The 14,059-nt window shown below is 71.3% G+C and carries 11 protein-coding genes and 2 pseudogenes; 11 read left to right on the plus strand and 2 right to left on the minus strand.

Annotated features, from left to right (window positions below):
• Positions 1-183: pseudogene (locus ACWGKQ_RS24940) on the minus strand (hypothetical protein); the annotation flags it as partial.
• 298 nt (positions 184-481) lie between these two features.
• Between ACWGKQ_RS24940 and ACWGKQ_RS24945 the strand changes: the two are divergent.
• Complete coding sequence (locus ACWGKQ_RS24945) at positions 482-1,675, plus strand: acyl-CoA dehydrogenase family protein (protein WP_453294151.1); 1,194 nt, start codon at positions 482-484, stop codon at positions 1,673-1,675.
• Between the two features lie 36 nt (positions 1,676-1,711).
• Here the strand turns inward: ACWGKQ_RS24945 and ACWGKQ_RS24950 are convergent, their stop codons facing one another.
• Positions 1,712-2,152 (minus strand): cell division protein SepF, encoded by a 441-nt coding sequence (locus tag ACWGKQ_RS24950; RefSeq protein WP_390977655.1) that lies wholly within the window; start codon positions 2,150-2,152, stop codon positions 1,712-1,714.
• Between the two features lie 581 nt (positions 2,153-2,733).
• Between ACWGKQ_RS24950 and ACWGKQ_RS24955 the strand changes: the two genes are divergently transcribed.
• The 10 genes and pseudogenes from ACWGKQ_RS24955 to ACWGKQ_RS25000 all read left to right on the plus strand — a co-directional run bounded on the left by ACWGKQ_RS24955 (position 2,734) and on the right by ACWGKQ_RS25000 (position 14,018).
• On the plus strand, positions 2,734-5,052 hold the full coding sequence (locus tag ACWGKQ_RS24955) for a nitrate- and nitrite sensing domain-containing protein (protein WP_453294152.1): 2,319 nt from the start codon (positions 2,734-2,736) through the stop codon (positions 5,050-5,052).
• Positions 5,049-5,477: a roadblock/LC7 domain-containing protein gene (locus ACWGKQ_RS24960; protein ID WP_453294153.1), complete on the plus strand. Its 429-nt coding sequence runs from the start codon at positions 5,049-5,051 to the stop codon at positions 5,475-5,477. Before ACWGKQ_RS24955 ends, ACWGKQ_RS24960 begins: the two co-directional genes overlap by 4 nt.
• Positions 5,474-5,824, plus strand: coding sequence for a DUF742 domain-containing protein (locus tag ACWGKQ_RS24965; protein ID WP_453294154.1), 351 nt, complete (start codon positions 5,474-5,476; stop codon positions 5,822-5,824). Before ACWGKQ_RS24960 ends, ACWGKQ_RS24965 begins: the two co-directional genes overlap by 4 nt.
• Positions 5,808-6,404 carry a GTP-binding protein gene (locus ACWGKQ_RS24970; protein ID WP_453294155.1) on the plus strand — a complete coding sequence of 199 codons (597 nt, stop codon included), beginning with the start codon at positions 5,808-5,810 and terminating at the stop codon, positions 6,402-6,404. The genes ACWGKQ_RS24965 and ACWGKQ_RS24970 overlap by 17 nt, the downstream gene beginning before the upstream one ends.
• A gap of 581 nt (positions 6,405-6,985) precedes the next feature.
• Entirely contained in the window at positions 6,986-8,758 is a 1,773-nt protein-coding gene (locus ACWGKQ_RS24975; RefSeq protein ID WP_453294156.1) for an FAD/NAD(P)-binding protein, read from the plus strand.
• A gap of 112 nt (positions 8,759-8,870) precedes the next feature.
• Entirely contained in the window at positions 8,871-9,686 is an 816-nt protein-coding gene (locus ACWGKQ_RS24980; protein ID WP_453294157.1) for an LLM class flavin-dependent oxidoreductase, read from the plus strand.
• 93 nt (positions 9,687-9,779) lie between these two features.
• Entirely contained in the window at positions 9,780-10,559 is a 780-nt protein-coding gene (locus ACWGKQ_RS24985) for a DUF1684 domain-containing protein (protein ID WP_453294158.1), read from the plus strand.
• 250 nt (positions 10,560-10,809) lie between these two features.
• Positions 10,810-11,709 (plus strand): S1 family peptidase, encoded by a 900-nt coding sequence (locus ACWGKQ_RS24990; protein ID WP_453294159.1) that lies wholly within the window; start codon positions 10,810-10,812, stop codon positions 11,707-11,709.
• 123 nt (positions 11,710-11,832) lie between these two features.
• Positions 11,833-12,659 (plus strand): annotated as a pseudogene (locus tag ACWGKQ_RS24995) (slipin family protein).
• A gap of 279 nt (positions 12,660-12,938) precedes the next feature.
• Positions 12,939-14,018 (plus strand): S1 family peptidase, encoded by a 1,080-nt coding sequence (locus ACWGKQ_RS25000; protein WP_453294160.1) that lies wholly within the window; start codon positions 12,939-12,941, stop codon positions 14,016-14,018.
• Positions 14,019-14,059: the final 41 nt, after the last annotated feature.

The following is a 14,059-nucleotide window of genomic DNA, read 5'->3' on the forward strand; positions in this document are numbered from 1 at the left end:
GGCCGCCCCGTCCGCCCTCCCCCCGCCTGCCGCCTGCCGCCTGCCGTCGTCGTCGCCTGCCGCCTGCCGCCTGCCGCCTGCCGCCTGCCGCCTGCCGTCGTCGTCGCCTGCCGCCTGCCGCCTGCCGCCTGCCGTCGTCGTCGCCTGCCCTCTGCTGTCAGCTGCCGTCGCCGCCTGTCCCATCGGCCCCCTGCTGTCCCGCTGCCCGCGGCCCGCTGCCTCGCGGTCGCTGTCCTGTCGCCAGCTGCCCCCGCCAGCTGCCAGCTGCCCCCTCCGCCGCCCTCCTCCAGCCGCCCCCCGCCCTCCCGCGTTCGCTGGCCGCTGGCCCCGTCCCACCCCCCCGTCACCCGCCGGCGGCGGAGTACCCCCGCAGGTCGGTCCACTCCTTCTCCCGCTCGGACGGGTGGTGTGTGGGTGGGGCAGTGGGGAGACTGTGCGTAGGCTGGTGTAACTAGCGGTGCTAGTTTTGGGAGGGTTCTGAATGTCCGTGTCCGTGAAGTTGCCTCCGTTCGATGCCGGTGATCCGCTCGGGATCGACGATCTTCTGGAGCCGGAGGATCTCGCCGTACGGGAGACCGTGCGGAGCTGGGCGGCCGATCGGGTGTTGCCGTTCGTCGCCGAGTGGTACGAGAGCGGGGCGCTGCCCGGCATCAGGGAGCTCGCGAAGGAGCTCGGTTCGATCGGGGCGCTCGGGATGTCGCTGAGCGGTTACGGCTGCGCCGGGGCGTCCGCCGTGCAGTACGGGCTCGCCTGTCTGGAGCTGGAGGCCGCCGACTCGGGTATCCGGTCGCTCGTGTCCGTGCAGGGGTCGCTCGCCATGTACGCCATTCATCGGTTCGGGAGCGAGGAGCAGCGGCAGCGGTGGCTGCCGGGCATGGCCGCCGGTGATGTCATCGGGTGCTTCGGGCTCACCGAACCCGATCACGGGTCCGACCCCGCCGCCATGCGGACGTACGCCCGGCGTGACGCCGGCGGCGACTGGGTGCTCGACGGGCGGAAGATGTGGATCACCAACGGGTCGGTGGCGGGCGTCGCCGTCGTGTGGGCGCAGACGGACAACGGGATCCGCGGGTTCGTCGTGCCCACGGACACGCCCGGGTTCTCGGCGCCGGAGATCAAGCACAAGTGGTCGCTGCGGGCCAGTGTCACCAGCGAGCTGGTGCTGGACGACGTGCGGTTGCCGGCCGATGCCGTGCTGCCGGAGGTCACCGGGCTCAAGGGACCGCTCAGCTGTCTGTCGCACGCCCGGTACGGGATCGTGTGGGGTGCCATGGGCGCCGCGCGCACCTGCTTCGAGACCGCCGTCGACTACGCGAAGTCGCGGGAGCAGTTCGGTCGGCCCATCGGCGGCTTCCAGCTCACCCAGGCCAAGCTCGCCGACATGGCGGTCGAACTGCACAAGGGAATCCTGCTCGCCCATCACCTGGGGCGGCGGATGGACGCCGGCCGCCTGCGTCCCGAGCAGGTCAGCTTCGGCAAGCTCAACAACGTACGGGAGGCGATCGAGATCTGCCGTACCGCGCGGACGATCCTCGGGGCCAACGGGATCTCGCTGGAGTACCCCGTGATGCGGCACGCGACCAACCTCGAGTCGGTGCTCACCTACGAGGGCACCGTCGAGATGCACCAGCTGGTGCTGGGCAAGGCACTCACCGGACTCGACGCCTTCCGGTGAACCCCGCGCGGGGCAGGGCCGGTGAGCGGCCCTGCCTCAGCTCTGGTTGAAGAAACCGTCCTCCCGGCGCGAGGCCGGCTCACCGCTGACGATCTCGGTGTTCGCGGGGGTCAGCAGGAAGACCCGGTTGGCGACCCGCTCGATCGTGCCGCGCAGGCCGAAGGTCAGCCCGGCCGCGAAGTCGACCACGCGCTTGGCGTCGGCCGGCTCCATGGCCGTGAGGTTCACGATGACCGGCACGCCCTCACGGAACAGCTCGCCGAGCGCACGGGCGTCCCGGAAGCTGTCCGGGGTGACCGTGCCGATCCGGCGGCCCTTCTCCTCGGCGGTGTCCGAGGCCACCTTGACCCGGGGGTCGGTGACCCAGGCATCCCCGGGCTGCTCGGTCCCTTCGGAGTAGTCGTCGTCGTAGTAGCGCTCGTCATCGTTGTCGTCGACGAGGCCAAGCCAGGCACTCGCCTTGCGTACCGATCCCATGGACGCCTCCTCTCACAGCGGTCTTTCTTGCTTCCGCATCCCTATCGTCGTCCATGATGCGGATGGCGCGCCAAGTGGATAGACGCCGCACGGGGGGTTTGTGACGGTACTGGTGCAGAGCCAAAACGTCGAGAGCCCAGGTACCCCAAGGGCCGGAGCTCACACGGCTGCTGACTGTGAGTGAAATATGATTGTCTCCGGCGTACGGGTGATGCACGGTGCGTACGGGTGAACGGGACGCGCTCGCCGCGGTGGCCGCGAGCGCTCCGCGCGGGTCGGCGCGGTCATCACAGGCTGCTGTGACCGGCTCTGACGGTGACTCAGCGGCTCGGCGACTCGGGGGTCGCGGCCGGCTCGGGTACGACGCGTGGCGTCAACCGGCGTGCGCGTCCGTCACCGTATACGGATTCGGGGCACAGGGGCGGCTGCCTCGGGATTCGCCTTGATCCTGTTTCCGTGACGTAAAACAAAAACATGATCGGGTGACCGCTGCCCGGAGAGGTTCGTTGGCCGGAGCGCAGAACCATTTCTGCCCCCGGTTCTGCGCATCCACCAACTCGCCTCATGATTAAGGCACTTCCGTGCAAGCAGCCACCATTCGCGCCAGGCTCCTGAGGATTCTGGTCCTGGCCCTCGCCGTCCTGCTGACACTGCTGGGCGTCGCGGCCGGCGAGCAGGTCTCCGCCTATCGCAACGCCGCCGCCACCGCGGACAACGCCCGGCTGGAGATCACGCTCCAGGGCCTGATCCACGAACTCCAGAAGGAGCGCGGTCTCACCACCGGATACGTCGGCGGCGTCAAGGAGTTCGCGGGCAAGCTGCCCGCGCAGCGCAAGGCCACCGACACCGCCCGCGACCGGCTCGACCAGGCACTCCGGGGCCGTTCCGACGCGGCCGCCGGCTCGGTGCGCGAGTCCCTCGGACGGCTCGACGGACTCGCCGGCATCCGCAGGCACGCGGACGACCACACCGGCGTGGTGAAGGACACCTTCGACTACTTCACCACCACCATCACCGTCCTCGACCGGCTCGACCTCGGCCTGAGCGACGTCCACGACGCCACCCTGCGCGACGCCTACCAGTCGCTGCAGATCCTCGGCAACGCCAAGGAGTTCACCGGCGAGGAGCGCGCCATCGTGCTCGGCTCGGTGCGCGCCGGGCAGTTCAAGGACGACGACTACAGCCGGTTCATGGAGATCAGGGCCGGCCGCCTCGCCGCCCTCGACGCCTTCCCGCGTTCCGCCACCGACGCCCAGCAGCGCCGCCTGGACGCGGCCATGACCACCCCGGACGCCGAGCGCGCGCTCGCGTACGAGGCCACCGCCGTCAAGGGCGGCGGCAGGCTGAAGTGGAACGACATCCCGCCCATGCAGTGGTGGGACGCGATGACGTCCACCATCAACGGACTGCGGGACGTCCAGGTCTCGCTCGGCACCGACGTCGAGAACCGGGCCGCAGCCCTGGAGGGCACCGCCCAGCGCGACCTGCTGCTCTTCCTGCTGCTCGCTCTCGGCACCGTCGCCGCGCTCGGCGCGCTCGCCCTCGACTGTGTACGGTCCGTCTCCACGCCGCTCGCCGAACTCGCCCAGCAGGCCCGCGAGGTCGCCGGGGAACGGCTGCCCAAGGCCGTCTCCGCCGTCCAGGACGGCTCCTACGGCGAGCACCCCGAGCCACCGGCCCCGCTCGCCGTCTCCGGCCGGGCCGGCGCCGAGGTCAAGGAGGTCGCCGAGGCCTTCGACCGGGTGCAGCAGGCCGCCTACGACCTCGCCACCGAGCAGGCCGTGCTGCGCCGCAACGCCACCGACTCGCTGGTCAGCCTCGGCCGCCGCAACCAGAACCTGGTGCGCCGGCAGATCAGCTTCATCAACAAACTGGAGCACGAGGACGCCGACCCCGCGACCCTCGCCAACCTCTTCGAACTGGACCACCTCGCCACCCGCATGCGCCGCAACGCCGAGAGCCTGCTCGTCCTCGCCGGGGAGTCCAGCCCCCGGCCCTGGTCCACCCCGCTGTCCGTCACGGACGTGCTGCGGGCCTCCCTCGCGGAGGTCGAGGAGTACCGCCGGGTCACCCTGCGCCGGGTCGAGCCGGTCCATCTCACCGGCTCGGTCGTCGCCGAGATCGCCCACCTGCTCGCCGAGCTGGTCGAGAACGCGCTGAGTTTCTCCCCGCCGGACTCGGACGTGGAGATCGAGGGCCGCCGCACCAGCGCCGGCTATCTGGTCGCCATCGTCGACCACGGCCTCGGCATGGACGCCCAGGCGATCGCCGAGGCCAACGTACGGCTCTCCGGCACCGCCAGCTTCATGGCCGAACCCACCCGGTTCCTCGGCCACTTCGTGGTCGGCGCGCTCGCCCGCAAGTGCGGGGTCGAGGTACGGCTGGGCGAGGCGCCCGCCGCCGGGGTGGTCGCCCGGGTGCTCATCCCGGTCAACCTGCTGACGGAGCCGGCGGCGGCCCCGAAGCAGGCGGCCGCCGCCGAGTCGGCCGCCGCCGTACCGGCCCCGCGCAAGGAGGCCGACGAGACGCAACTCGTGTCCGTCGCCGCCGAGGCCAGGCCCGAGCAGCCGCAGAAGAAGGGGGCCTCGGCCGCCCGGACCCGCAACGGGCTCGTGAAGCGGCCCCAGCGCAGCGCGATCTCGGAGGCCGTCAGCGAGACGGACCGGCCCAGCCGGCCGGCGCCCGCCGAGCGCACCCCCGACCGCAGCCCCGAGGAGGTCTCCGGGATGCTCGCCACCCTGCGCAGCGCGCACATGCGGGGCGGGATCAGCGTGGAGAAGGAGAAGGAAAAAGAGAACGCGAAAGAGAACGCAAAAGAGAAAACGAAAGAGAAAGCCCAGGAGCAGGGGCCGGGGCAGGAGCAGGCGTCCGAAGCGCGCACCGAGGAGGACGGCGAGTGACCACCGTCGGCACCCCCAACGACTCGCGGACCTTCAACTGGCTGCTCGCGAACTTCGTCAGGTCGACGGACGGGGTACGGGACGCGGTCGCCGTCTCCTCCGACGGGCTGCTGATCGCCGTCTCGGACGGGCTCGGACGCACCGAGGCCGACCATCTCGCGGCGATCGTGTCCGGACTCTCGTCGCTCGCGCGCAGCGCGTCCAAGCGGTACAGCTTCGACGGGGTCAAGCTCATCATGATCGAGATGGGGCGCGGCTTCCTGCTGGTCTCCGCGATCCGGGACGGCAGCTGTCTCGGTGTCCTCGCCGACTCCAGCGGTGAGCTGGGCCTGGTCGGCTACGAGATGGCGGTGCTCGCGGAACGGGCCGGTGACCTGCTGACCCCGATGCTCATCGCCGACCTGCGGCAGGCGTTGCCACGATGAGTGCGCAGGAGCCGCACGACCCCGTCGAGGACACGTCCTTCGTACGGCCGTTCATCATCACCGGCGGGCGGGCCGAGCCGCTCCGGACCGATCTGCGGCTGGAGACGCTGGTCATGGCCGTGGGCGCGCCGGACGAGTCGCTCACGTTCGAACGCCGGCACATCGTGACGGTGTGCGCACAGCCGACGACGGTCGCCGAGGTGGCGCACCGGGTCGGCGTACCCCTGGGAGTCGCCAAGGTGCTGATCTCCGATCTCGTCGTCGCCGGACAGCTCGCCTGCCGGCAACCCGCGGAGCTGCCGCTCCAGATGCTGGAAAGGATCAGGGACCATGTCCGGGCGCTCTGAGAAGGCCGTACCGCTCGCCGTGAAGATCGTGGTGAGCGGGGGGCTCGGGGTCGGCAAGACGACGTTCATCGGGGCGATCTCGGAGATCGAACCGCTGGACACGGAGGCGGCGATCACCCAGGTGTCGGTCGGCGTCGACTCGCTCGCCGGGGTCGAGTCCAAGACCACGACGACGGTGGCGCTCGACTTCGGCCGGATCACGCTGGACCCGTCCATCGCGCTGTACCTGTTCGGGACGCCCGGGCAGGACCGGTTCTCGTTCCTGTGGGACGACCTGGTGGAGGGCGCGCTGGGCACGGTGGTCCTCGCGGACACCCGCCGGATCGAGGACTGCTTTCCCGCCGTCGACTACTTCGAGGCCCATGGGGCGCCCTTCGTCCTCGCCGTGAACCGCTTCGACGGCGCCGAGCGGTTCGAACTGGAGGAGATCCGGGAGGCGTTGGGGTTGGGGGCCGATGTGCCGGTGCTGGAGTGCGATGCGCGGGAGCGGGGGGCGGTGCGGGATGTGCTGGGCGCGCTGATGGACCGGGTGATCGGGGTGAGGTCCGTACCCAGGAGAAGGGCGATGGCTGTGCGCTAGCCGTCGTGGGGGCGTGGGTTGTGTGGCGAGTGCGGGTTGTGTGTGGTTGCTCGCGCAGTTCCCCGCGCCCCTTTGGGGCGCGTGAACTGGGCGTCTGTTTTGAGGGAGGGGTGTGCGTGTGAAGGCGGAGGTGGGGCGCGGTGGAGAACGCGAAAAGTCCCCGCTGTCCGCGGGGCGCGCAGGGGGTCAGCTCAACAGGAACAGGACCACACGCGACCGAAGTCGATGTGGGAGCGCTTGACCAGCCACTGCTGCGGATGCATGGGCCAAGTGGAACAGGTCTCCGGTTTTCCGTCAACTGACCTGAGACGCGCTGCCCACACTCTGGACATCCTTGACAGTGAGGGGAAACGGCACCGTAGAGTCGACGGACGGCCCTGCTGAGGGGCTCGGCCGTAAGAGCGCCGTACTCCGGCGTTCCGTGTGAAGGCACCCGCACCCCCGTGTGCGCGTCCACCGTGTTCGATTGATCCGCCACGGAGCCTTCGCATGTCTTCCGAGACCCTCGCCAGAACCGTCACCATCCCCGCCTCCGGCATACCCGGGCCCGCGGCCGACCGTTTCACCTCGCGGGCCGCCCGATGAGGCCCCAGCTGGTGATCGTGGGGGCCGGGCCGCGGGGGACCGGTCTCCTGGAGCGCATCGCCGCCAACGCGCCCGAGCTGTACGCCGGCTCGGGCCTCGACATCCATCTGGTCGACCCGCATCCGCCGGGCGCCGGACGCATCTGGCGGGCCGCCCAGTCGCCGCTGCTGTGGATGAACTCGCACGCCGAGGACGTCACCATGTTCACGGACGAGACGGTGCGGATGGCCGGGCCGGTGCGGGAGGGCCCCACCCTGCACGAGTGGGCGGGCCTGGGCAGCCGTACCTTCGCCGACCGGCAGATCCAGGGCCGCTATCTGCGCCACGTCTACGACCGTGCCGTCGCCGACCTCCCGGACGGCGTCACCGTCCACTACCACCCGCGCCGTGCCCTGCGGGTCAGCGGGCCGCGCGAGGGCCGCCAGCAGGTCTGGCTGGAGGGCCGGCCGCGCCCGCTCCTCGCCGACCTCGTCGTCCTCGCCCTCGGCCACCTGGACGCCGAACTCGACCCGGAACAGGCCGCGCTGGCCGCGTACGCCGACACGCACGGCCTGGTCCATCTGCCGCCCGACTTCACCGCCGACAGCGACCTGTCCGCACTGCGGCCCGGCGAACCGGTGCTCGTGCGCGGGTTCGGGCTCGCCTTCGTCGACCTGATGGTGCTGCTCACCGAGGGACGGGGCGGACACCACGACGGCGACACCTATGTGCCGTCCGGGCAGGAGCCGGTGCTGTACGTCGGGTCGCGGCGCGGCGTGCCGTACCACTCGAAGATCGGGTACGACTGGACCGGCGAACGCCCGCCGCTGCCCCGCTTCCTCGGACCCGCCGAGATCGACGGACTGCTCGCCCGGCCGGGAGGCTTCGACTTCCGGCGGGACGTGTGGCCGCTGGTGGCCAAGGAGCTGGGCTTCGCCCACTACCACCGGCTGTTCACCGTCCACCCCGAGCGGACGGCCGTCGCCTGGCGGGACTTCGAGGAGAAGTACGCCGCCGCCGAGGGCGACGCCGAGCTGCGGGCGCTGGTGGCGGCCGCCGTACCGGATCCGGCCGACCGGCTCGATCTCGCCGCGCTGGACCACCCGCTGGACGGGATCCGGTACGGGTCGCACGAGGAGTTCCAGGACGGCCTGCGCGGCTACATCGAGGCGGACCTGGACCGCCGGCACGATCCCGCGTACAGCCCTGACCTGGCGGTGTTCCTCGGACTGCTCTCCGTCTACGGGCAGCTGGTGCGGCTTGCCGACATCGGGCCCTGGTGGCACGGGTTCTTCAGCTACCTGGCCTCCGGGCCGCCCGGCCCCCGGCTGCGGCAGATGCTCGCGCTGTCCCGGGCCGGCGTGCTGCGGTTCGTCGGCGCCGGGATGACGGTGACGGCCGAGGACGGGGTGTTCCGGGCGTCCGCGGACACCGTGCCCGGGTTCTCCGTCGAGGCGCGGGCCCTTGTCGAGGCGCGGCTGCCGGAACCGACCGTGGGGCGCGCCCGGGACACGCTGCTGCGCGAGCTGCACGACGGCGAGGCCGCCGAGACACCCGAGGGACTGCTCAGGGTGGACCCCGCCGACGGGCGGATCCTCGACGGGGGCGGCCGGCCGCATCCCCGGCGGTTCGCGCTCGGGCCGTTCACGAACGGCCGTACGCCCGGGGCGTTCACCCGGCCGCGCACCGGAGGGCCCGCGTTCCGCCAGAACGACGCCACGGCACGCGCGGCGCTGGCCTTCCTCGCCGACCTGGCGGGCGGGGCCGTCGCGGAGCCCGGTCATGGCTGAGTGCCGTTGCGGCGAGCCGGGAGGCCGCCGCCGCGACAGGTGTTCCAGCGCTGTTGAGAAGGGATTTCGGCGGCTTGTGTGAAACGTGTGTCTTACAGGGAGGTTCGTGGTGATGACCGGCTCGTACGGCCGGGGGCTGCTGCATCTGGCCGCCGCCGTGGATCAGGTCGGCGTGTACGACGCGGAGCGCTACGTCGAGCTGGTGCGGCTCGCCGAGAGCGGGGGCCTTGACTTCGTGACGCTCGACGGCCGGTTCGGGTGGACGGAGACCGACCCGCTCACCGTGCTGGCGCAGGTGGCCCCGGCCACCCGGCGGATCGGGCTGGTGCCGATGACGACCGCCCCCGAGACCGCCGTCGCCCACCTCGACCGGGTCAGCCGGGGCCGGGCCGGCCGGTGGAGCGAGGCCCCGGGGTCCGCGCCGGAGCAGCCGGTCCGGGTGGCCGACGCCACCGAGCCCGCCGCCCGGCAGGCCGCCGCCCGGTACGCCGATGTCGCCCTGGTGCAGGCCGCGAGCTCCGCGCAGGCCGCCGCCGTACGAGAGGAACTGCGGGCGCAGGCAAGGGGGTTCGGGCGGGACCCGGAAGCGTTGCGGGTGCTGGTGAGCCTGATGGTGGATCTCGGCGACGGGGAGCGGGCGGCCGAGCCGGGGCACGGTGGCGGCGGGCCCCGGCAGACCGTGCAGGGACCGCTGTACCGGGGCGGCCCGGTGGACCTGGCGGAGCTGGTCGCCGGCTGGCACGGTGAGGGTGCCACCGACGGCTTCCACCTGGTGCCCGCCGAACCGCGCCGCGACCTGGAGCGGCTGGTCAACGGCACCGTGGCACTCCTTCAGCACCGGGGCCTGTTCCGCACCTTCTACCCGGGCAGCACCCTGCGCGAGCACCTCGGCCTCGCCCGGCCCGCCGGACAGCTCGCGGCGCCGTGAAATACCTCGCGCTCTTGGGCCGTTGGGGACGGACCGAGCGCATACGAGAGACACGGCGTGAGCCGAGACGAAAGCCATGGAAGGACTGATCGTATGAACGCGGACGCGTCCGGGGACTGGAAGCGCTGGCACGAACACCGCGAGGAGACGGTGTCGGCGCCGTACGGGCCGCTCGCGCTGGTCGGCAGCCACTGGATCGAGGACCACCCGGACGGCCGGCTCCCGGACGTCCCCGGCACCTGGGCCGTCGACGGGGGCGGCGTGCGGCTCACGGCGACGGCGGCCGACGGCCTGGCCCTGGACGGCGAGCCCTTCGCCGGTGAGATCCGCCTCACCGCCGACCAGGAGCCCTCCGCCCGGGTCACGCTCGGCGAGCGCCGGCTGGTCGTGCTGGTCCGCGAGGGCGTCTGGGGCGTACGGGACTACGACCCGGCCGCCGCGACCCGCCGCGCCTTCCGGGGCATCGACGCCACCCCGTACGACCCGCGCTGGTCGGTGCCGGGACGCTTCACGCCGTACGACGACGACCCGCGCACCGTCCGGGTCGGCACCGCGGACGGAGTGGAGCGGGCGCTCGTGCTCGCCGGGGAACTCGGCTTCACCATGGCCGGCCGGGAGCTGACGCTCCAGGTCGCCGAACAGGCCGACGGCCGGCTGTGGGCGGTGTTCGCCGACACCACCAGCGGGGCCGGCAGCTTCCGGTTCAGGTTCCTCTATTCGGCCGCCCCGGCCGCCGACGGCTCCACCACCGTCGACTTCAACCGGGCCCAGCTGCCGCAGTGCGCCTTCGCGGACCACTTCATCTGCCCGTTCCCGCCGCCCGGCAACACGCTGGACCTCGCGGTCGAGGCGGGGGAGCGGAAGCTCGCGTAAGTCTTTCGGGGGAATTGCGACAGGGTGTCAACTCGCCCGGACCGCGACGAGATCACCCAAAGTCGACAGGGTTCGAACACAGTCGCACGGCCGAAAGGCCCCCTTGCGGCTACCGGTCGTTCGCCCGAATACTCCCCCTCAGCGCTTGTCAGGGGCATGTGTGTCCGAAATCCGGGCGCACCTCCCTGGCTGCGCCTCACGGGCCCCGACCCCACGCGGGCCCCCGACTTCCCCTGGGAGGGAACGACAAGTGAGGATCAAGCGCACCACCCCACGCAGCGGTATCACGAGACGGACCCGGCTGATCGCCGTCGGCACCGGCTTCCTGGCCGCGGCGGCGTTCGCCGTCCCCACCGCGAGCGCGAGCGACGCACAGACCTTCAGCACGACCCAGCTGAAGGCCGTGAACAGCTCTGTTCTGAAGGCGGACATCCCCGGCACCGCCTGGTCCGTGGACAGCAAGACCAACCGTGTCGTCGTCACCGTCGACTCCACGGTCTCCAACGCCGAGATCGCCAAGATCAAGCGGCAGGCGGGCGCCGACGCCGGAGCGCTCACCATCAAGCACACCAACGGCACCTTCAAGAAGCTGATCACCGGCGGCGACGCCATCTACGGCGGCGCCTACCGCTGCTCGCTCGGCTTCAACGTGCACAGCGGGAGCACGTACTACTTCCTGACCGCCGGGCACTGCGGCGAGGTGGCCTCGACCTGGTACAGCAACTCCGGTCACACCACCGTCCTGGGCACGAACGTCGGCTACAGCTTCCCGACGAACGACTTCGCGCTGGTGAAGTACACCAACACCTCGATCGCGCACCCGAGCGCGGTCGGCAGCCAGACCATCTCCAGCGCGGCCACGCCCAGCGTCGGAACGACGGTGTACCGCCGCGGTTCGACCACCGGCACGCACAGCGGCCGGGTCACCGCGCTCAACGCCACCGTCAACTACGGCAGCGGTGACATCGTCTACGGCATGATCCAGACCACGGTCTGCGCCGAGGGCGGCGACAGCGGCGGCCCGCTCTACGGCGGTTCCGTGGCCTACGGTCTGACCTCCGGCGGCAGCGGCGACTGCACCTCCGGCGGTACGACCTTCTTCCAGCCGGTCACCGAGGCGCTGAGCTACTACGGCGTGAGCGTCGGCTGACGATCCTTCGGAACCCCTTCCGGGCAGCCCCCGTACGCAACCGGCGTACGGGGGCTCGCCCTTGTACGAACGCGGAGTTACCGTCGAAGCACCGTTGAAGTCAGTCACCCCCTGGGGGCCGGCATGGTCGAGGCGTTGGTGGCAACCGCAGCCGCTCTCGTGTCCGTCGGAGCGGTCTACGCGATGTCCGCGGCACGGGTCGTCAAACAGTACGAACGGGGCGTGGTGTTCCGCCTCGGCCGGCTCCGACCGGAGGTGCGTGAACCCGGGTTCACCATGATCCTCCCGTTCGTGGACCGGCTCCAGAAGGTCAACATGCAGATCGTCACGATGCCCGTGCCCGGGCAGGAGGGCATCACCCGGGACAACGTGACCGTGCGCGTCGACGCCGTCGTCTACTTCAAGGTGACCTCGCCCGCCGAGGCGGTCGTCCGGGTCGAGGACTACCGGTTCGCGGTCGCGCAGATGGCGCAGACCTCGCTCAGGTCCATCATCGGCAAGAGCGAGCTGGACGACCTGCTGTCGAACCGGGAAAAGCTCAACCAGGGCCTGGAGTTGATGATCGACAGCCCGGCCCTGGAGTGGGGCGTCACCATCGACCGCGTCGAGATCAAGGACGTCTCGCTGCCCGAGACCATGAAGCGGTCCATGGCCCGGCAGGCCGAGGCCGACCGGGAGCGCCGGGCCCGCGTCATCAACGCCGACGCCGAACTCCAGGCCTCCAAGAAGCTCGGGAGGCCGCCAAGGAGATGTCCGAGCAGCCCGCCGCACTCCAGCTGCGGCTGCTGCAGACGGTGGTGGCGGTCGCCGCCGAGAAGAACTCGACGCTGGTGCTGCCGTTCCCGGTGGAGCTGCTGAGGTTCCTGGAGCGGGCCCAGCAGCCACTGCCCCCGGCGGCGGAGGCCGATGGTACCGGCGGGTCGTCGGGGGCGAATTCCGGCCAGGGGTAGCCGGGAGCCGCCAGGGACGGACGTCACCGCCCGCCGTCCGTCGCCCGCACCTGGTGTTTGCAGTGCGAATCCTCCTGGGCCGACCGGCGACCGCGGACGGCTGTGGGCGACTGTGAACGGTCCCTGCACAGGGGGCGCACAACATCCGCGCACGCGAGACCTGAAGTCGACCTTGTGTGCTCCCTGTGGGGCTCGGAATAGTAGGCGGCCGTCAACCAGCCTTCCGGTTCCCGAGGTCCCCACAACCTCGCGGGCCGACCCCCCACAGGAGGACATGAGTTGAAGCACCGACGCATACCCCGGCGCCGGGCGGCGCTCGCCGGCGCGGGTGTCGCCGCGCTCGTCGCCGCCGGAGTGACCTTCCAGAGTGCGAACGCCAGCGAGCCCGCCAAGGCCGCCGTACCGCAGATCCTGTCCGCCCCGGCGGCCGGAAAGCTCGCCTCGACACTCGCCGCCGACCTCGGCACCGACACGGCGGGCACCTACTACGACGCCCGGTCGAAGAACCTCGTCGTCAACGTGCTCGACGACACCGCCGCCAAAGCCGTCGAGGCGGCCGGGGCCAAGGCGAGACTCGTCGCCAACTCCCTCGCCGAGCTCGACGGCGCGCGTACCGCGCTGAAGCAGGACGCGACCATCCCCGGCACCTCGTGGGCGACCGACCCGGTCGGCAACAAGGTCGTCGTCACCGCCGACAGGACGGTCACCGGGGCCGAGCTGACCAAGCTCACCAAGGTCGTCGACGGACTCGGCGGCACGGCCGAACTGCGCCGCTCGAAGGGGGAGTTCAAGCCCTTCATCGCCGGCGGTGACGCGATCAGCGGGTCGGGCGGACGCTGTTCGCTGGGCTTCAACGTGGTCAAGAACGGTGAGCCGTACTTCCTGACCGCCGGGCACTGCACCCAGGCCATCTCCACCTGGTCGGACTCCTCCGGGAACGTGATCGGCCAGAACGCCCAGTCCAGCTTCCCGGGCAACGACTTCGGCCTGGTCAAGTACACCTCGGAGGCGGACCACCCGAGCGCGGTCGACCTCTACGACGGCTCCACCCAGCAGATCACCGGTGCGGCCGAGGCCACCGTCGGCATGAAGGTGACCCGCAGCGGCTCCACCACCCAGGTCCACGACGGCACGGTCACCGGTCTCAACGCCACCGTGAACTACTCCGAGGGCACGGTCAGCGGGCTCATCCAGACCGACGTGTGCGCCGAGCCCGGCGACAGCGGCGGCTCGCTCTTCTCCGGCAGCAACGCGATCGGCCTGACCTCCGGCGGCAGCGGCGACTGCACCTCCGGCGGGGAGACGTTCTTCCAGCCGGTGACGGAGGCACTGTCGGCCACCGGCACCCAGATCGGCTGACGGCACAGCACCTCGAGGTCCGCGCCGGGGACGGCCCCGGC

Source organism: Streptomyces sp. NPDC054770 (assembly GCF_053611985.1).

Coding starts and splice junctions, on each gene's coding strand:
- ACWGKQ_RS24945 (WP_453294151.1), top strand. CDS start 482: ATGTCCGTGTCCGTGAAGTTGCCTCCGTTCGATGCCGGTGATCCGCTC.
- ACWGKQ_RS24950 (WP_390977655.1), bottom strand. CDS start 2,152: ATGGGATCGGTACGCAAGGCGAGTGCCTGGCTTGGCCTCGTCGACGAC.
- ACWGKQ_RS24965 (WP_453294154.1), top strand. CDS start 5,474: ATGAGTGCGCAGGAGCCGCACGACCCCGTCGAGGACACGTCCTTCGTA.
- ACWGKQ_RS24970 (WP_453294155.1), top strand. CDS start 5,808: ATGTCCGGGCGCTCTGAGAAGGCCGTACCGCTCGCCGTGAAGATCGTG.
- ACWGKQ_RS24975 (WP_453294156.1), top strand. CDS start 6,986: ATGAGGCCCCAGCTGGTGATCGTGGGGGCCGGGCCGCGGGGGACCGGT.
- ACWGKQ_RS24980 (WP_453294157.1), top strand. CDS start 8,871: ATGACCGGCTCGTACGGCCGGGGGCTGCTGCATCTGGCCGCCGCCGTG.
- ACWGKQ_RS24985 (WP_453294158.1), top strand. CDS start 9,780: ATGAACGCGGACGCGTCCGGGGACTGGAAGCGCTGGCACGAACACCGC.